This is a genomic window from Mycobacterium sp. IDUB_5, assembly GCF_055419565.1.
Genome location: NZ_JBVAXX010000001.1, coordinates 923,280 through 941,273, shown reverse-complemented (window position 1 = coordinate 941,273; position 17,994 = coordinate 923,280). Strand labels below are relative to the sequence as shown.

General features: G+C 66.3%; 16 protein-coding genes. 6 read left to right on the top strand and 10 right to left on the bottom strand.

Features of this window, described 5'->3' with window-relative positions:
* Positions 1-495: 495 nt before the first annotated feature.
* Both ACZY1G_RS04685 and ACZY1G_RS04680 read left to right on the top strand, forming a co-directional pair.
* Positions 496-2,130, top strand: a complete 1,635-nt coding sequence (locus ACZY1G_RS04685; RefSeq protein ID WP_463813942.1) for a fatty acyl-AMP ligase — start codon at positions 496-498, stop codon at positions 2,128-2,130.
* 54 nt (positions 2,131-2,184) lie between these two features.
* Positions 2,185-2,976 (top strand): GAF and ANTAR domain-containing protein, encoded by a 792-nt coding sequence (locus tag ACZY1G_RS04680; RefSeq protein WP_463813941.1) that lies wholly within the window; start codon positions 2,185-2,187, stop codon positions 2,974-2,976.
* On the opposite strand, the gene ACZY1G_RS04675 is transcribed toward ACZY1G_RS04680, so the two are convergent.
* From ACZY1G_RS04675 to stpK7, 9 genes are all read right to left on the bottom strand, one after another.
* Complete coding sequence (locus ACZY1G_RS04675; protein WP_463813940.1) at positions 2,973-3,734, bottom strand: GAF and ANTAR domain-containing protein; 762 nt, start codon at positions 3,732-3,734, stop codon at positions 2,973-2,975. The two genes, ACZY1G_RS04680 and ACZY1G_RS04675, sit on opposite strands and share 4 nt — an antisense overlap.
* 34 nt (positions 3,735-3,768) lie before the next feature.
* Positions 3,769-4,470, bottom strand: a complete 702-nt coding sequence (locus ACZY1G_RS04670; protein WP_463821720.1) for a GAF and ANTAR domain-containing protein — start codon at positions 4,468-4,470, stop codon at positions 3,769-3,771.
* A gap of 261 nt (positions 4,471-4,731) precedes the next feature.
* Positions 4,732-5,895, bottom strand: coding sequence for a glycosyltransferase (locus ACZY1G_RS04665; protein WP_463821719.1), 1,164 nt, complete (start codon positions 5,893-5,895; stop codon positions 4,732-4,734).
* A 122-nt stretch (positions 5,896-6,017) separates the two neighbouring features.
* Complete coding sequence (locus ACZY1G_RS04660; protein ID WP_463813937.1) at positions 6,018-6,461, bottom strand: DUF5994 family protein; 444 nt, start codon at positions 6,459-6,461, stop codon at positions 6,018-6,020.
* Positions 6,462-6,676: 215 nt separating this feature from the next.
* Positions 6,677-6,880, bottom strand: coding sequence for a cold-shock protein (locus tag ACZY1G_RS04655; protein ID WP_046366004.1), 204 nt, complete (start codon positions 6,878-6,880; stop codon positions 6,677-6,679).
* 81 nt (positions 6,881-6,961) lie between these two features.
* Positions 6,962-7,447, bottom strand: coding sequence for a DUF5994 family protein (locus tag ACZY1G_RS04650; RefSeq protein ID WP_463813936.1), 486 nt, complete (start codon positions 7,445-7,447; stop codon positions 6,962-6,964).
* Positions 7,448-7,886: 439 nt separating this feature from the next.
* Positions 7,887-8,978, bottom strand: coding sequence for a PE-PPE domain-containing protein (locus tag ACZY1G_RS04645; protein ID WP_463821718.1), 1,092 nt, complete (start codon positions 8,976-8,978; stop codon positions 7,887-7,889).
* A gap of 518 nt (positions 8,979-9,496) precedes the next feature.
* Positions 9,497-9,862 carry a hypothetical protein gene (locus ACZY1G_RS04640; protein ID WP_463813934.1) on the bottom strand — a complete coding sequence of 122 codons (366 nt, stop codon included), beginning with the start codon at positions 9,860-9,862 and terminating at the stop codon, positions 9,497-9,499.
* Between the two features lie 121 nt (positions 9,863-9,983).
* Positions 9,984-11,744 carry a serine/threonine protein kinase StpK7 gene (stpK7, locus tag ACZY1G_RS04635; RefSeq protein WP_463821717.1) on the bottom strand — a complete coding sequence of 587 codons (1,761 nt, stop codon included), beginning with the start codon at positions 11,742-11,744 and terminating at the stop codon, positions 9,984-9,986.
* Between the two features lie 285 nt (positions 11,745-12,029).
* On the opposite strand from stpK7, the gene ACZY1G_RS04630 reads away from it, so the two are divergent.
* Genes ACZY1G_RS04630 through ACZY1G_RS04615 form a run of 4 tightly spaced genes read left to right on the top strand, consistent with a single transcriptional unit; the run spans position 12,030 to position 16,826 of the window.
* A complete protein-coding gene (locus tag ACZY1G_RS04630) occupies positions 12,030-13,628 on the top strand; it encodes an aldehyde dehydrogenase (NADP(+)) (RefSeq protein WP_463821716.1) in 1,599 nt (532 codons plus the stop codon).
* Between the two features lie 34 nt (positions 13,629-13,662).
* On the top strand, positions 13,663-14,604 hold the full coding sequence (locus ACZY1G_RS04625; protein WP_463813931.1) for a 5-dehydro-4-deoxyglucarate dehydratase: 942 nt from the start codon (positions 13,663-13,665) through the stop codon (positions 14,602-14,604).
* Positions 14,604-15,863 (top strand): glucarate dehydratase family protein, encoded by a 1,260-nt coding sequence (locus ACZY1G_RS04620; protein ID WP_463821715.1) that lies wholly within the window; start codon positions 14,604-14,606, stop codon positions 15,861-15,863. The genes ACZY1G_RS04625 and ACZY1G_RS04620 overlap by 1 nt, the downstream gene beginning before the upstream one ends.
* A gap of 39 nt (positions 15,864-15,902) precedes the next feature.
* Positions 15,903-16,826: a LysR family transcriptional regulator gene (locus tag ACZY1G_RS04615; protein WP_463813929.1), complete on the top strand. Its 924-nt coding sequence runs from the start codon at positions 15,903-15,905 to the stop codon at positions 16,824-16,826.
* Positions 16,827-16,832: 6 nt separating this feature from the next.
* On the opposite strand, the gene ACZY1G_RS04610 is transcribed toward ACZY1G_RS04615, so the two are convergent.
* Entirely contained in the window at positions 16,833-17,780 is a 948-nt protein-coding gene (locus ACZY1G_RS04610; RefSeq protein WP_463821714.1) for a 2-hydroxyacid dehydrogenase, read from the bottom strand.
* Positions 17,781-17,994 lie beyond the last annotated feature (214 nt).

Genomic DNA, 17,994 nt, shown 5'->3' with positions numbered 1-17,994 from the left:
ACCCTTTTCTTACCGAGGAGTCAGTTCGATCTTCATCGTTGACGGCGGGTCACCGCCGATCCCGCGCGGGGACACGCTAAGGTTGCTGCGGGTTGATTCCTCAGCTTCCCGGAAACGTCGCGGCGGCGATCAGATCCCCGCCGACTCTCTGACTCGACGTCAGCCGACCAGTCATGGATGTCGGTGCTCGAGGGATCACGGTTGAGATACAGCTACTACGACGTGCATCTCGTTCGGCGCGCTCTGCCGTTGATCGAGGTTCGTATCGGTACAGTCGGTGCGTCCGACACAGTGCCCCTCGTTCCGATCGGACCGGGGACCGTCTGGGGTGACCCCGAGGAGGTCACGCGTTACCGCCGCCCGCTCCGGGGCGGCAGTGGTCGAATTCCAGCGACACCCCGCACGAGTAGCGGCCCGCAGCGGTATCCGCGCGGACCGGCCATCCGAACACACCCTTCATCGTCCTCTGCAGACGTGAAGCCATAGGGGCCTGTCATGAGCGTTTTCACCGAAACGATGTATTCCAACGCCCGGTCCAGCACCAAGGGGCTGAACACCGGCGAACCGCATGCACCCGTTCGCCACACCTGGGCGCACGTGCACGAACGGGCTCGCCGGGTGGCCGGCGGACTGGCCGCCGCCGGCATCGGGCCCGGCGACGCCGTCGCGGTTCTGGCGGGCGCCCCCGTCGAGATTGCGCCCACCGCGCAGGGCATCTGGATGCGCGGCGCGAGCCTGACCATGGTGCATCAACCCACTCCGCGAACCGATCTCGTGCGCTGGGCCGAGGAGACCACCGCTGTGATCACGATGATCGCCGCACGCGCCGTGGTGATCTCCGATCCGTTCATGGCCGCCGCGCCTGTCCTCGAGTCGCTGGGCATGACGGTGCTGACAATCGAGGGACTACTGGGTTGCGCGCCGATCGACCCGCTCGACACTGCCGACGACAGCATCGCCCTGATGCAGCTGACCTCGGGGTCGACGGGGTCGCCCAAGGCCGTGCAGATCACGCACGCCAACATCGTCGCCAACGCCGCGGCGATGACCGTCGGCTGTGATTTCGACGTCGACACCGATGTGATCGTGAGTTGGCTCCCCTGCTTCCACGACATGGGAATGACGGGCTACCTGACCGTGCCGATGTACTACGGCGCGGAGCTGGTGAAGATCACCCCGATGGATTTCCTGAGCGATATCCTGTTGTGGCCCAAGCTGATCGACAAGTATCGCGGCACGATGACCGCTGCACCGAACTTTGCCTACACCCTGCTGGCCAAGCGGCTGCGGCGGCAGGCCGAACCGGGAGCGTTCGATCTCTCGTCACTGCGCTGGGCGCTCTCCGGTGCCGAGCAGGTCGACCCCCTCGACGTCGAGGATCTCTGCGACGCCGGCGCGCCATTCGGGCTGCGGCCCGAGGCGATCATCCCCGCCTACGGAATGGCCGAGACGACCGTCGCGGTGTCTTTTTCCCAGTGCGGTGGCGGCATGGTCGTCGACGAGATCGACGCCGACCTGATGGCCGTACTGCACCGCGCGATACCTGCGACCAAAGGCCACACCCGCCGGTTGGTCTCTCTGGGCAAGCCGCTCGAAGGCCTCGAGCTGCGCGTGGTCGACGAGGACGGCAGCGAGCTGTCGCCCCGCGGCGTCGGAGTCATCGAGGTCCGTGGCGACCCGGTGACGAAGGGCTACACCACCGTCGCGGGATTCCTCGCTGCACAAGATGATCGAGGATGGTACGACACCGGCGATCTGGGCTACGTCACCGAGACCGGCGAAGTCGTTGTCTGCGGGCGGCTCAAGGACGTCATCATCATGGCCGGTCGCAACATCTACCCGACCGACATCGAACGCGCCGCGGGCCGCGTCGAGGGGGTCCGACCGGGTTGTGCGGTGGCAGTGCGCCTCGACGCGGGCCTCTCGCGGGAGACATTCGCAGTAGCAGTCGAATGCAAAGACTTCCGCGATGAAGCCCAGGTGCGCCGGGTCGAGCGAGCGGTCGCCCACGAAGTGTTCGCCGAGGTCGACGTTCGCCCGCGCAACGTTGTGGTGCTCGAACCGGGGACCATCCCCAAGACCCCATCGGGCAAACTCCGGCGGGCGCACGCACTCTCACTGGTCAGCTGACGAGACCAAGGTCTTCTGCTCGCCCACTGCAAAGGAGTAGCGTCCGAGGACAGGATGGCCGACTACGACATACAGCCGGGTCGCGAGGTACCCGTCGAACCGTCTGCCGCACAACGCGATGCAGACGATGTCGACATGCTCGCCGGCCTTCGAGGAGTTGCAGAGCTGGTCGCCGACGCTCGGTCTGTTCCCGAATTGCTGCGCAACGTCGCGGAATTCGCGACGATCGCGATTCCGAACGTCGACGGCGCGAGCACTGTCCTGATGCACGGACATCACGAAGTCCGAGCCGTCACCGCGACAGCGGATTTCGTCGAGATCATCGACAGGGTTCAGTACGAGGAGTTCCACGAGGGGCCGTGCTTGACCTGCATGGAGTCCCGCCGGGTAGCCATCAGCGGCTCCCTGGGCAGTGACGATCGTTGGCCACACTTCGGCGGGCGGGTCGCCAGGATGGACGTGCACTCAGCGCTGTCGCTGCCCCTGATCGTCTCGGGTGAGGTGATCGGCGCGATCAACGCCTACGCGAAGTCCCGCGACGCGTTCGGCGAGCATGCCGCCGTGCTCGGGGTACAGTTCGCCGCCTCGGCGGCCGTGTCCGTCTATCACGCCCAGTTGCTGCACTCCGCCCAGAACCGCACCGAGCAGTTGCAGCGCGCGCTCGGCAGTCGTGCGGTGATCGACCAGGCGATCGGGATCATCCGGAGCCGTTCGGGCGCGAGTGCCGATCAGGCGTTCGAGCGGTTGACGCAGATGAGCCAGCAGGAGAACGTGAAGCTCGTGACGATCGCCGAGCGGCTGGTGGACGATGCCGTGCGCCGGGCCCGCGCCCGCCACCGCAGCTAATGCACGGGTGGGTTGACGAATTGGGTGATCTCTGCGATCAGCACCGGTCGCGCGTAGCGGTCGGTCATCAGCTGGCGCGCCAGATCGGTGAGGTGGCGGCCATTGGTGTGCGAGAACGAGCGCAGCACGGCGAACGCCTCCTCGACCGGGACGTCGAGCACCTCCCGCAGCAGGCCTTTGGCTTGCTCCACCACGGTGCGGCCGGCCAGAGCGGCCCGAAGCTGCGGCAGCACGGTCGCCGGCGTCGGCGCCTGGCCCTGCAATATCGTCACGCACGCGATGTGCGCCAGCGTCTGGGCCACCAGCAGATCGGCCTGGCCGAGTGCTCCGGGCGAGGTGCCGAACAGACCGAGGGCACCGAGAACGATCCCCGCTGCGCGCATCGGCACTGCGTGCACCGACGCGAAGCCGTCCGCGACGGCTTCCGGAACGAACTGCGGCCAGCGCGCCTCGGCATCGGCATCCAGGGCTGCAACCGACACTGCGGTACCGGTCATGTAGCAGTCGACACACGGGCCCTGGTCGATCTCCAGCTGGAAGATCTCCAGATCGCGAGCCTGTTGCGTGGTGGCCGCCAGCAGGTGTAATCGATCGAAGGGGTCGGCGAGCAGGAAGCCGGCCGCGGCGACGTCGAGCAGGTGTGCGCAGCGTTCGGTCAGTTCGGTCAGAAGGTCGACCACGTCGAAGTCGACGAGCAGACTGTCGACAAGGGAGTTGACCGCATCGAGCACGAGTTCTTCGCGCGGGGTGTCTGTCATGTTGGCCTCCATCCAGGTGCCTGTCGCCTGCCCGTCATTCCAACCGCAGTCGGCGCTCGAGAACGTCTCGAGCCACCTCGGTGGCGGCCCGGCCGGCTGCGTAGGCGTGGGCGCGCAGGCGCAGCAACGCCTCAGCAGGTTCGATACCCAGCTGAGCGACGAGCATGCCAGTGGCCTGGCTGACCTCAGCCCGCGACAGGGCGTTCAGCTCTGTCCATGCGGTGCTGTCCGGGTCACTGACCGCGGCATGCAGATCCGCGTCGAGAAGATCCAGCACCGGGATGCCTGCCAGTTCAGCGGCCACGATGGCACCGGCGAGCTGCCCTTCGGCCAGCCGGCCGGGCACCGCCCGGAACAGGTCGAGGGCACCCACGTACTCACCCGCGACCACCACCGGCATCGCGTAGACGCCGCGGATCCGCAGGTCGAGCATTGCCCGCCCGTAGACCGGCCACCGCTGCTCGGCCGGATCGGCCAGATCGGTCACTATCACCGGCGAGCACAACGTGATCGACTCGAGGCACGGACCCTCACCGACGGTGAACTGGAGTTCGTCCAAGGCACGCGCGTCACCTCCGCTGGAGCCAAGAGTGCCAGTGGAAGCGCCGTCGAAGACCAGCGAGATGGCGGCAGCGTCGACGTCGAGCAACATCACGCACGCCTCACAGAGCCGGTCGGCGGCGTCAGCGCCACGGCGACCGTCCACGGCGGCGAGAAGCTGTTCGCGAAACGTCACCCCTACCGCGCTGTCGGCCCGACACGGGGTTGTCCCGATGTGGGCAGCGATAGATTCATGCGTTGTGGCCCCTGTTCTGCGGAGGATTGCCGGCTGATGCTGGTACCCCCCTGTAGCTGGCCTCGAGACCTCACATTACGCCCCTGGATGCGGTGACGTACGCGGGACGCCGGATCCGCCATCGGCATCCTAGTCTCGCATTCAAAGAGATTCGCCCGCAACGCATTCGACGTGTCGGGCCGCCGACCGCATACTCGGTGACTATCGCCGGTGGGGCGTGTTGCCGACCTGCGAGAGAACGGAGCCCATCTCGGCGACGCCGCGTTCGGCGACGAGACGCTGCCCCAGGGCCGTGTAGGCCGCAGCCACCGTGGACCACGCGAAGTCGGGGGCCAGTTGCCGCGCCTCGGCCGCCAGCGCTCCGGCCAACCTCGGCTGCGTCAGGATCTGGCGTAGTGCGGTTGCCAGGGCATCGGAGTCGTCGTGGTCGACCAGGATCCCTGCCCCACCCGACAGCAGCTCCACAGCGTGCGGGAACGCCGTTGCCACGACGGGCCGGCCGCTGGCGATGGCTTCCACGAGGATGGCGGACGACACCTGGTCGGTGGAGGCGTAGGGAAGTACCACCACCGACGCCGACTGGATCAGTGCAGTCAGCGACGCCCGGTTGTACGAACGGGGATCGAAGGACACGGAGTCTGCGACCCCGTTGGTGCGGGCCCGTTCGATGCACGCCTCCCGATACGCGTCACCGTGGAGAGCTGATTCCCGGGGGTCCGTCGGACCGACGACAACGTAGCGCGGGCGGCCGGCGAGGCTCTGCAGCGAGCTCATCACGTCGATGACCTTTTCGACGCCCTTGCCGGGGGCCAGCATTCCCCACGTCAGGATCGTGGGCCGGCTGGGCCGCTTGAGGCGCGGACCGCTGAACACGGTGCCACCGTGGGGAATCGTGACAACCTTTCGCCGCTCGACCCCGTAGTCACGACACAACCGGTCTCGTGCGCATGCGGACATGACGACGATGCGATCCGTCATCGCCGCAATGCGTTCCATGACCCAGCGCTGGTGGGGTGTGGGGTTCTCGAGAACTTCGTGAGCCACCGCGATGGACGGCACGTCAAGCGATTCGATGAGTGACAGCACCTCGTCGCCGTGGCTGCCACCGTAGAGGCCGTACTGGTGTTGAATGACCGCAACGTCGTTGCCGTTCAGCCGGTCCGCGCACGCCTCGATCGAGGTCGCCGAACCACTGACCAGCTCGGTGTCCTCGGATTCACGTCCAGAACCGTCGGCGACACGCACGATCTCCACGTCGTTGCCCAGCGATTGCAACTCGTTGGCCAAACCGGCGCTGAACCGGGCTACTCCGCACAACGTGGGGACGTACGTGCCGAGGACGCCGAAGCGTATCGGCCGCGGCATGGCCAGAGCGTGTGATGCAGACATGGTCAGCCGATCGCCATGCGTGAAGTGATGTGTGAAATGTTGTGCGCCTTTACCTTTGGATATTCGCTGGGGTTGTACAACTCCGCTCGCCAGCGGCATCACGTCGCGAGGAGTTCCCGGATGCGCGAAGCGCTCTCCGAGGCCGCGGTGGCCATCATGGCGGCGTGTGCACTATCGGGGTCGGTCTGGGCGGGTATCACGAGCAGCAGCATTTCGCCGCCCCTGCCTCCCTGCACCCCGAGCGTGCCTGCCGGGTGCCTGTCGTAGCCGTCGAGCCGCACCAGTTGATCTGCGAAGCGAATCTTGGATGGCGCCGCCAGCCATTCGGCCCGGTTGTACCGGACTCGCTCGATGCTCCCGAGTCGTACCGAGAGCACGGTGAGCAGATCGGGCAATTCGGCGCTCAGGTCGTCGCTGTGTGGCCACCACGCTCCGTCGACGAAACCCCTACTGGACCCCTTGCGCTGGAGGCGCAGGCGTGGCGTGCTGTCAGGGCCTTGGTGGAGTGGATCGATATCGTCAGTATCGGTGTGCTGAGTCATGGGGACAGTCCCGCCTGAGCCCGTGGCGGACCCGTCCGACCCGGTGACGACGCGACCTCAGAGTGTCGCGTACAACATTTCCCGGGTCGTCTCAGCATACGCCCTTCAGCACGAAAAGCGTTGGCCGAATTGATGTCTGGTGAACAATCGGTGCCGAAACGAAAAGTGGGCTGGTGAGTGTGACTCACCAGCCCACGATCGAAAGCTCGTGCCGCTTAGACGGCCGTCACATTGACGGCCTGCGGGCCTTTCTGTCCTTGCTCGACGTCGAACTCGACGCGCTGATTCTCTTCAAGCGAGCGGTAGCCGCCGCCAGAGATCGCGGAGTAGTGGACGAACACGTCCTCTGCGCCGCCGTCGGGGGCGATGAAGCCGAAGCCCTTGTCGCCGTTGAACCACTTCACAGTTCCCTGTGCCATACTTTTCAACTTCTCTCATGTGATGAAACGCCAGATTCGGCGTCCCGCCCTAACCGTAGCACGCGTCGGGCGAACGCATTGTCACGAATTGGCGGCCTCGCGCCACTTCAGGCTCTCGGTGCGAGCGAGACCAACCACGAGACAAGCTGTTTCATAGATTCGATTGTTCGTCGCATCGACGACAGGAGGCAGTCCCGCGGATGCCCGCAGCACCATCGATCCGAGGGCCTGCGACGTCATACTCGGAACGACAAGCAGTTTCACGCTGGCCTCTCGACCGACGATGGACATCAACCTCGGTCGCCGATGATGCCCGCCGGGCAGCGCCATGCGAGACCCGGTGGCAATGGTCTCGAGGTCGAGTTGCCCCTCGGTGGGTGACCAATTGATCTGCATGGTCTCGACCTCACCGAGCGAGGGGTGCAGCGCCCCGATCAGATCGGGGAGTTCAGCAGCGATAGCCGACGAATGAGGCCACCACGCCCCGTCGATGACGCCGTTCCGGTCGGTCGCGAGACTGACCCGAACCGGCTTCGACGCGCGACGGGCGCGCGGTATGCCGTTCACCGACGTGGCGAATCAGCAGAATGCCTCGGATGTAGGTCGGAGAAAACGGGGGCTTCTACCGGCTCGTCGGATGACGACACCGGAGCATGTTCTTGCGTTGTCTGACGATGAGAAAAGAGTTCAGACGATTCCATGAGCACGTCCTCAAATATTGGGAGGGTGCCGCCTCTGTGCGGAAGCTTCGATCGCTTCGCCGGCTGAGCAACCCTTCCCTCGACCATACACCCCGGGGGCCGAGCCGACGCAGCGCCGTCGAGTTCACCGGTTCGCGACGCCACCCACCGACGCCGGATCGAGCATCAGCGAACAGATGACAATGCCTGGTCACCGCCTGGTGGTGGCAGATGGGGGGCGAGCCACCGGCAGCGTCGAGACTTTGTGTCGGAACTGCCAATATGGTTGGTGCGCATCACTTCTCGACGTTACTGGATAGGGTCGGTCACGCGTCGACGCCTGCCGCCTTGCGCTCTTCGCGCTGCGCCGCCCGCGCGGCCCTGGCCTGTGCACGAGCGTCTCGCGTGGCGGCCTTCACCTCGGCCCGACGCTCCGCACGCGCTTCGCGCCGTTCAGCAGCCACCGACCTGGGCGTGGGAGCCGCCTGCTCTGCAGGGGCGTCGACGGGCGGCACGTCGGCAGCGCTCGATCTCGCCGGAACCGGCACTGTCGCGTCATTACGGCTGTAGCCCGCATCGATCTTCGCCTTCAGCTCGGCCTCACGCGGCGCGAGCTTCGGATTCAATTGCACGAGAGGCAGGGTCTTGGTGGGAACGAGGTAGTGAGTGGTGGTTCCCCCCTTGGCGTTGGTCTCGACGGTGATGTTCTCCGCCGGAACCGAGGCCAGGCTGCCGTACATCACCGGCACATGAACGACGACCGCGCCGGCCATCGCGTTCGCCACCGCCAGCAGATTCCAGGGGAGGTCCGGGAAGTCGGCAAAACCGTCGTACTCGCCTGTGACGACAACGACGTCGTAGGGGGTGATCGGTGCAGGTTGGTAGGTGTAATTCAGCTTGGAGTTGTACTTGCCGGAGTCATTGATCAACTCCTGCCGGCTCGAGTCCTCGATGACGATGAAATCGATGTCGTCGGCGTTCGGCAGCTGACCACTGGCGACCATGTCCCGCAGGACCTCGTTGACCACCAGCGAGCCCGCCGACAGTCCGACGACAGTGACCCTTTCACCATTCATCACGTTGCCGTCGGCGTCACGTGACAACTGCCCGAGCGCGGTGTCGATCGCGGCGGCGAGGTTGGCCTTACCGATGTCGATCGAGTCTCCGAGGTTCATGTCGTTCGCGCCCGTGATGGGCCCCGCCTGGGCGGGCCAGGTCACGTTCACCCGCGTCTCGTCCTTGAACTGACCGCCCAGCAGTGGCGCCATCAGCGCGTCACCCATGGTGCCGGCGCCGATCCCGCCGATGATCACCGCTGTACTACTGGCCCATGCCGACGTCGGGCCGGACAGGGCGAGCGCCGCGGAGGCGAACGCGGCGCCGCACGTGACTAGGGCTTTGCGGAATGTGATGGTCATAACGGTTCCCCCGGATGATCTTGTGCTGTCGGGACGCCTATCGGCAGGCGTATCGCGAGCGTATAACCGAGAGAATAGATTTTCACCAGCAATTCTGAAATTGCACCATTTACGCTCATGCAGCAAATGGATAAAGACGTCAATATAAAGTCTTTACTGTCGTTCAACAGCTGAATGTGCGCATCTACACGTCTTGTCAGCTAAACAAAAATTCGTCACAGGGGCAATATCAGCATATTGGCCACTTCAGCTCATGATCACATTTGCTTTTCGGTACGTCGCGTACCAGTGTCACGCTGCCACCGAGATCGCTCTCAGTGCTGAATGATCGCAACGATTGCTGTGGACGGAACGACCGCGATGAAGACAGCTATCGCAGCGACACCGATCCGCGCGCGGGTTCATGTTCCTGCCGGCCGACGTCAGTGCGGACAGGGGCGGGATTCTCCCCCGGGGGACACCCCCAGCGCGCTCCTCGCTGGGGGTGTCCACGGGATCGGGATCGGGCGGCAGCGCCGCTACGACAGGTCGCCCTGCCGCTGCTGCTCACGGTCGCCCAGATCCCCGTCGCGGGTGGTCAACACCGTTGCGGTGGAGACCTTTTCGCGTTTGCGCGCGAGTTCGTCATGTGTGTCTAGGCGCATGGCCTCACCCATTGCCGCGGCTCGCCGGATGCGGGAGATTCCGCTCTCCTCGAGAGCTGCGTCGTTGAACGCGTTACCGGCCGCGGCGTCGAGTGCACCCAGTGCACGTTCGTACATCAACCGGCCGGGTGCCTCCTCGCCGATGCGTGGCATGACCATGTCTCCCACCAGCTGAAATGGTGCACGCGCAAGCCGGTACTGAAGCCGCAGGATGGCGAACGGGATGTCAGAGACATTCATCGGGTTCTCCTAGGGACGGGGATGAGCAGCTTTCGATGGCACGCACGTCATCTGGCCTGCTCCGCACAGGGGGCTACCCGGGCTGACGTGATCTACACCGAGGATTCGCGGTGCGGACGTCTCACTTCGTCGCGCCGTTGACGGCGGGGCGGTCGATCATGCCGCGCTCCACCCCCCACATGTTCGCGATGGCCCGGTATTCGCCGCTGTCCATCAGCTGCTCGAGCGCCTGCCGCAACGCCTCGGCCAGTGGGGAGTTCTTCTTCACCGGCCAGCCGTATGGCGCGGAATCGAACACGTCACCGGCGGGCACCAGGTCACCGCGGCTGAGCTTGATGGCGAATCCGGTGACAGGCGAGTCGGCAGACATCGCCTGCACCTCGCCCTTGAGTAGAGCCGCGGTGACCTCGTCCTGACTGGTGAACACGACGATCTCCACCGGCGCCATACCGGCCGCAGTGCACTCGTTGCTCTTCCTGGGCAACTCGTCGGTCTCCTGCAGAGTTCCTTGCGCCACACCGACTTTCAAGCCACACGCCGACGTCGGCCCCAGGGAGGTGCCGGGCCGGCGCGCCCACTGGGTACCGGCGCGCAGGTACGTGACGAAGTCGACCAGATCCTCGCGGTCAGCGGTGTCGGTGACCGACGAGGAACCGATGTCGAACGTGCCATCGACGACACCCGGCAGGATCGAATCGAACGGGGTGTCACGGAAATCCGGGATCAGCCCGAGCACACGGCTGACGGCGGTCACGAGGTCCACGTCGAAACCGGCGAGTTGACCGTCGGCGTTCTTGAACTCCATCGGCGCATACGGAACGTTGACGCCGATCACCAGCCGGCCCGTCTCTCGAATGTCGGCTGGGACTGCCGCCGCGATCGAGGCGACCGCGCCATCGGGCAGATTCTCCGGGGTCGTCGGGGTGTCACGCCACGGTGCCCACACCCACAGCCCGGCCGCGCCCGTCGCGATCACCACCACCGCGGCCGCCGCCGAGAGCGCCTTGACCGGCACCCGGCGTCGGGGTCGCGCCGCATGCCGCGAACCGCGACCGGTCCGGGTCACGGGCGCGCTCACCGCGCGCCGGGCCGCGGCGGCCAGTTCGCCGGCACTCTGATAGCGCTTCTCCGGCTTCTTCGCCATGCCCTCGGCGATGACCGCGTCGAACGCGGCCAGCCGAGGGTCGGTGTCAGAGGGCCGCGGCAGCGGCGACACCATGTGACCCGCGATCTGCTGCTCGAGGCTGTCGGCGGGGTACGGCCGCGAGCCGGTCAGGCACTCGTACAGCACACAGGTCAGCGCATAGATGTCGGATCGCCGGTCGACCTCGCCGCCCTCGAAACGCTCGGGCGCCATATACGCCAGCGTGCCCAGGGTGCTGCCGGCGGTGGTCAGCCCGTGCTCGCCCGCGGTGCGCGCCAACCCGAAGTCGATCAGGTACACGAAGTCACCGCTGGTGATGAGGATGTTGGACGGCTTGATGTCGCGATGCATCAGCCCCGTCGCGTGGGCGGCGTCGAGGGCCTCGGCGACCTGCTCGACAATGCTGACCGCGAATTCGGTGTCCAGCGGCTTGTCGGTCTCGGACAGCATGGTGCCGAGGTTGCGGCCTTCGATCAGCCGCATGTCCAGATACAGGCGGCCGTCGACCTCGCCGAATCCGTGGATCGGGACCACGTGTGGGTCGTTCAGCCCGGCGGCGGCTTGCGATTCACGCCGGAACCGCTGCTGGAACACGGTATCGGCGGCCATGTGGTGGGGCAGGACCTTGAGCGCCACCACGCGATCCGTCTTCGTGTCGTACGCACGGTAGACCTCACCCATGCCGCCCTGGCCGATGAGCCTTTCGAGTCGGTAGTGACCGAATGGTGTCGCATTCACCGGTGTTCTCCTCGGCTGCGGCCAGACGGTCCTTCGGAAACGATCTACATCAGGTTTGCCGGCGCTGCCCCGGCGCATGTCACGAGCGCACGACCGGTTGCCCACATCGGACATCGCGGTCAAAAGTTTCTACCACGGCACGGCGGCCCTTGCTTTTGTTGGGCGAAAAGCCGACGTCGGGCGACGACCCGGGGGTCAGCACCGAGCCCATCGATGCCTTTACGGCATCAATCGAGTGTTAAACGGTCTTGGACAGGCATCGACGCGCCTCCTACCGTTGACGGCATGACAGCGACGATCTCTCCCACCACAGGTATCACCGGCCAGATGATCATCGCCGGTACCCCTGTGCGCGGATCGGGAACCGAAGTGCGTGCCCATGATCCCGCCGCCGACCGAGCGCTCGAACCCCCGTACTTCCACGGCGATGCCGGTGATGTCGAGGCCGCCTGCGCTGCCGCTGCCGAGGCGTTCGGACCCTATCGCTCCACCACCTCCGAGGAACGGGCCGAGTTCCTGGAGGCCGTCGCCGCCAACATCGAAGCGATTCGCGACACGCTGGTCTCGCGCGCCGTCCTCGAATCCGGGCTGCCGCAGGCACGCATCGCCGGCGAGGTCGGCCGCACCACCGGGCAGCTGAGGCTCTTCGCCGGTGTCCTGCGGGAGGGTAGCTGGAATGGCGCGCGTATCGACCCCGCCCTGCCCGATCGAACCCCCGCCCCGCGCCCCGACCTCCGACAGCGGTCTGTTCCGCTGGGCCCGGTGGCCGTGTTCAGCGCGTCGAACTTCCCGCTGGCGTTCTCGGTCGCCGGTGGCGACACCGCATCCGCACTGGCCGCCGGCTGCCCCGTCGTCGTCAAGGGGCACGACGCACATCCCGGCACCTCCGAACTGGTCGCCCGGGCGATCTCCGATGCCGTGACCGCGGCAGGTCTGCCCGCGGGAACGTTCTCGCTGCTGTTCGGCTCGGGACCGGACCTCGGCATCGCGCTCGTCACCGATCCGCGCATCAAGGCTGTCGGATTCACCGGGTCCCGTTCCGGCGGAACAGCACTCGTTGCCGCCGCCGCTGCGCGTCCCGAGCCGATCCCGGTGTACGCCGAGATGAGCTCCATCAACCCCGTCTTCCTGCTCGACGGCGCGTTGGCCAACCGCGGCGCGGACCTCGGCCGGGCATTCGTCGCCTCACTCACGATGGGCTCGGGACAGTTCTGCACGAACCCCGGTCTCGTCATCAGTGTCGACGGCCCGGGCCTGGAGACCTTCGTCGACGCCGCCCGCGACGCGCTCACCGGCGCCCCGGCGACACCGATGCTGACGCCCAACATCGCGCGGAGCTACGCCTCGGGCGTCGAATCGCTTCAACAGGCCGCCGAACTGGTGGCACGCGGCGAAGCACAGAGCAACCAAACATCCTGCCAAGCAGCACTTTTCACCACAGACGCGTCGACTTTCCTGGCCTCCGATGCTCTGCAGGCCGAGGTCTTCGGGTCGTCGAGCGTGATCGTGCGCTGCGCCGATCTCGACGAAATGCACGCGGTGGCAGCCGGCATGGAGGGTCAGCTGACCGCCACCGTGCACGCCGACGAGACCGATCACCCGGCGGCGGCCGACCTGCTGCCCCTGCTCGAACTCAAGGCGGGTCGCATTCTCTTCAACGGCTGGCCGACAGGAGTCGAGGTGTGCCACGCGATGGTCCACGGCGGCCCCTCGCCCGCCACGTCGGACTCGCGCACCACCTCGGTCGGCTCTCGGGCCATCGAACGTTTCCTGCGGCCCGTCTGCTACCAGAACGTGCCCGCATCCCTGCTACCCCCGGCGATTTCCGACGGCAATCCAGAGCACCTGTGGCGGCGCATCGACGGCCGGCTCACGCAGGACTGACCCCCCACCACTCACGAGCGAGGAGCCCCACCCCATGCGTCCGATTTCGCGCCCTGACTTCCGCGGCGTCCTGTTCTTCCCGGTCACGCCCTTCACGACGTCCGGAAGCGTCGACTTCGATGCGCTGGCCGCCCATATCGCACACGGTGTGGATGCGGGCGCCGGCGGCGTCTTCGTCGCTTGCGGCACCGGCGAATTCCACGCCATGGACGACCGCGAGTTCGCAGACGTCGTCCGCACGGCCGTCGACGTGGTCGGCGGGCGGGTCCCGGTCTATGCCGGCGCCGGAGGCTCCGTGGCACAGGCCAAGCGCTTCGCCGTTGCAGCAGAGCACGCCGGGGCCGATGGCCTCCTGCTTCTGCCGCCCTATCTGGTGGAGGTGCCGCAGGCCGGTCTGGTCGACTACACCCGGGCCGTCGCTGAGGCGGCACAATTGCCCGTCATCGTCTACAACCGCAACAACGCGCGATACACCGAGGAATCCGCCGTCGCCGTCGCCCGCATCCCGAACGTGGTCGGCTTCAAAGACGGCACGGGCAATTTCGACCAGGTCGCCCGCATCGTCCAGGCCGTCACCACGACCGTCGATCCCGATTTCCTCTTCTTCAACGGTCTGCCCACCGCGGAGACGACACAGCTGGCGTTCCGAGCGATCGGCGTTCCGCTGTATTCGTCGGCCACGTTCGCCTTCGCACCCGATCTGGCGCTGGCGTTCTACAACGCGCTGGAATCCGGGAACGAGCAGCTGACCAACGCGTTGCTCAATGCGTTCTTCATTCCCCTGGTGCGGTTGCGCGACACCGTGCCGGGCTATGCGGTGTCGCTGGTCAAAGCGGGTGTCACGATGTCAGGCATCCCCGCCGGAGCCGTGCGCCCACCGCTGGTGATGCCGACGCCCGACGACCTCGCCGAGCTGGCCTCGATCGTCGAAGCCGGTCGCTCCGTCGTCGCCGACGCGCTGGCCCAGGCACGCTGATGCCGGCCATCCGGATCACCGGAGCCCGCATCACCCCCGTCGCGTTCGCCGATCCGCCGCTGCTCAACACGGTGGGTGTGCACCAGCCCTATGCGCTGCGGGCGATCATCCAGTTGGACACCGACGCAGGCTTGGTCGGTCTGGGTGAAACCTACGCCGACACCCGCCACCTCGGCCGATTGCATGCCGCCGCCGATGCGATCACCGGTCTGGATGTCTTCGCGCTGAACGTCATGCGCGCAGAGATCGCCGATCGACTCAGAGACGACACCGCCGCGGTCGGTACGGCGGGGATGATCACCACCGCCAGTGCGGTCGATCAGGTGCTGTCCCCGTTCGAGGTGGCCTGCCTCGACGTCCAGGGCCAGGCACTCGATCGCCCTGTCTGCGATCTGCTCGGCGGCGCGATCCGTGAGGCCGTGCCGTTCAGCGCCTATCTGTTCTACAAGTGGGCGGGCCACCCCGGTGCCGAGCCCGACCGCTTCGGAGAGGCACTCGACCCGGACGGTCTCGTCGCCCAAGCTCACCGCATCGTCGACGAATACGGCTTCACCGCAATCAAACTCAAAGGCGGTGTCTTCCCCCCTGAAGAGGAGATGGCGGCGATCGAGGCGTTGTCGCGCGCCTTCCCGGGTGTTCCGCTACGGCTCGACCCCAATGCGGCATGGACTCCGCAGACCGCGGTGAAGGTGGCATCCGGGTTGGCCGGCATTCTCGAATACCTCGAAGATCCCACTCCGGGCCTCGACGGCATGGCGGAGGTGGCTGCGCAGGCGCCGATGCCCCTGGCCACCAACATGTGCGTGGTCGCATTCGATCAGCTCGCTCCTGCTGTCGCGAAAAACTCTGTCCGCGTGGTACTTTCAGATCATCACTACTGGGGCGGGCTGCAACGCTCACGACTGCTCGCGGGGATCTGCGACACGTTCGGGCTTGGTCTGTCGATGCACTCGAACTCACATCTGGGCATCAGCCTGGCTGCAATGGTGCACCTCGCCGGTGCGACACCGAACCTGACCTATGCCTGTGACACCCACTGGCCGTGGAAGACAGAAGACGTGGTGAAGCCCGGCGCGCTGCACTTCGTCGACGGTTCCGTGCCAGTGCCCTGCGGCCCCGGCCTGGGTGTGGAGATCGACGAGGACGCGCTCGACACACTGCACCAGCAGTACCTTCGCTGCGGAATCCGGGACCGGGACGACACGGGCTACATGCGGAGCGTGGAGCCGGAGTTCGAGCTGCTGAGCCCGCGTTGGTAGAGCCTTTCGCAGTTCGCCCCGGGGCCCTACGGTGAGCTGATGTTCTCCCTGGCGCGGTTGCAGTGCTTCGTCGCGGTCGCCGAAGAGCTGCATTTCGGGCGCGCGGCGGAACGCTTGCACATGACGCAACCGCCGCTGTCCCGCCAGGTTCAGCAGCTCGAGAGCGAGCTCGGCGTGCAGCTCATCGACCGCACCACCCGAACGGTCACGCTGACACCGGCAGGTGCTGCGTTCCTGCCCGACGCACGTCGCATCCTGCAGCTGGCCGAGGGAGCCGCGCAGACTGTGAAGCGAGTTCCCGCAGGCGATCTCGGCACGGTCGTCATCGGATTCACCGCGGCGTCCGCGCACGCGGTGCTGCCGCGACTGCTCGAGCGCGCGCGGGAACGTCTTCCCGATGTGACGCTCGATCTGCGCGAGATGGTGACCGCGGCCCAGATCGAGGGGCTGGCGACCGGTGAGCTGGATCTGGGCATGGCCCGGCCGCCCCTCAAGCGGCCAGGGCTGGTGTCGCGGCCGCTGCTCCACGAGCAGTTGATCGCGGCGCTGCCCGTCGGTCATCCCCTGGCCGAGCTTCCCCGCCAGTTGACGCTCACCGACCTCGACGGGCAAGACGTCGTGATGTACTCGCCGGTGCAGGCACGCTATTTCAACGAACTGCTGATCTCGACCTTCACCATCGCGGGGGCCACACCGAGGTACGTCCAGTACGTGACACAGGTGCACACGATGCTGGTGCTCGTACGCTCCGGCATCGGGATCGCGCTGGTACCGGCCTCAGCGGCGACGCTGCACCCCGAGGGCGTCGTGTTCCGAACGATCGGGGCGTTTCGCGAACGGCCCGTCGAGCTCGACGCCGTGTGGAGGGGCGACTCGACGAACCCCGCTCTTCTGCGGGTCCTGCGCGATGTGTTGCCCCCGCAGGAGTGGACGACCGACGACCTCGTCGAAACCGTGGACTGACGCCGATCAGACCGGCGTGACCAGTTGCCCCGTGGCGAGAAAGCTCTCCAGATTGCGCAGGGTCAGCGCCTCCATCGCCGCGCGCGTCTGCACCGTTCCGCTGGCCACGTGCGGGAGCAACACCACGGTGTCCAACCCGTAGAGCACCTCGGGCACCTTCGGCTCGTGGGCGAATACGTCGAGGCCCGCGCCCGCGAGCCTCCGCTGCAGAAGAGCAGACACCAGGGCCTCTTCGTCGACGACGCTGCCGCGGGCGATGTTGATCAGATAGCCGTCGGCACCGAGCGCGTCGATGACCTCGCGGCCGACCAAGCCGCGCGTGCCATCACCGCCGGCCGCGGCGATCACCAGGATGTCGACCCCTCGCGCCAGCTCCACGGGCGACGCCGCGTACGCGTAGGGCGAATCGGCTACCCGATGACGATTGTGATAGCTGATCGAGCATCCAAATGCACTGAGCCGGTGAGCGATTGCTGTGCCGATGCGGCCCAGACCGATTATTCCCACCCGGGTGTTGCTCACCTGGCGGGTCAACGGATAGGAACCCTCGACCGGCCACCGGCCGGCCCGCACATACCGGTCGGACGCCGAGAACTGTCGCAACGTGTCGATCAGCAGACCCACCGCCGTGTCGGCCACGCAATCGGTCAGCACATCGGGGGTGTTGCTCACGCCGATTCCCCGGGCTGCGGCCGCCTCCACATCCGTGGTGTCGTAGCCGACACCGAAATTGATCACCGCGCCGAGGTGAGGCAGGGCAGCCATCAGCTCGGCATCCACGCCGGTACGACCCGAAGTGACCACCGCGGTGATGTCCGCGCCGTGTTCGGCAAGGAACGTCGCCCGCTCGTCGGTCGACTCAGGAAGCGTTCTCGCGCCGTACTCCCGGACCAGCGTCTGCTCGAGCGACGGCTTGAGTGGACCGACCTGCAGAACCCCAGCATTGATGCTCATAGCGCACCACGCTACGGCGACCTGCGGATACCCGTCTACGTCCGAATTGGCATGGACTTATAGCGAAACGGCATCATCAGTTCGATGCGGGCTCGATTCGAGTATCGGCATCCCGACGGCACTCGTAAAAGCACTGTTCAGAACGGTTTTCAAGGTGTCCTGACGCGATTCGGGGCCGCCGAAAAGCCACCCGAAGCGCCATTTGAGCGGGGTT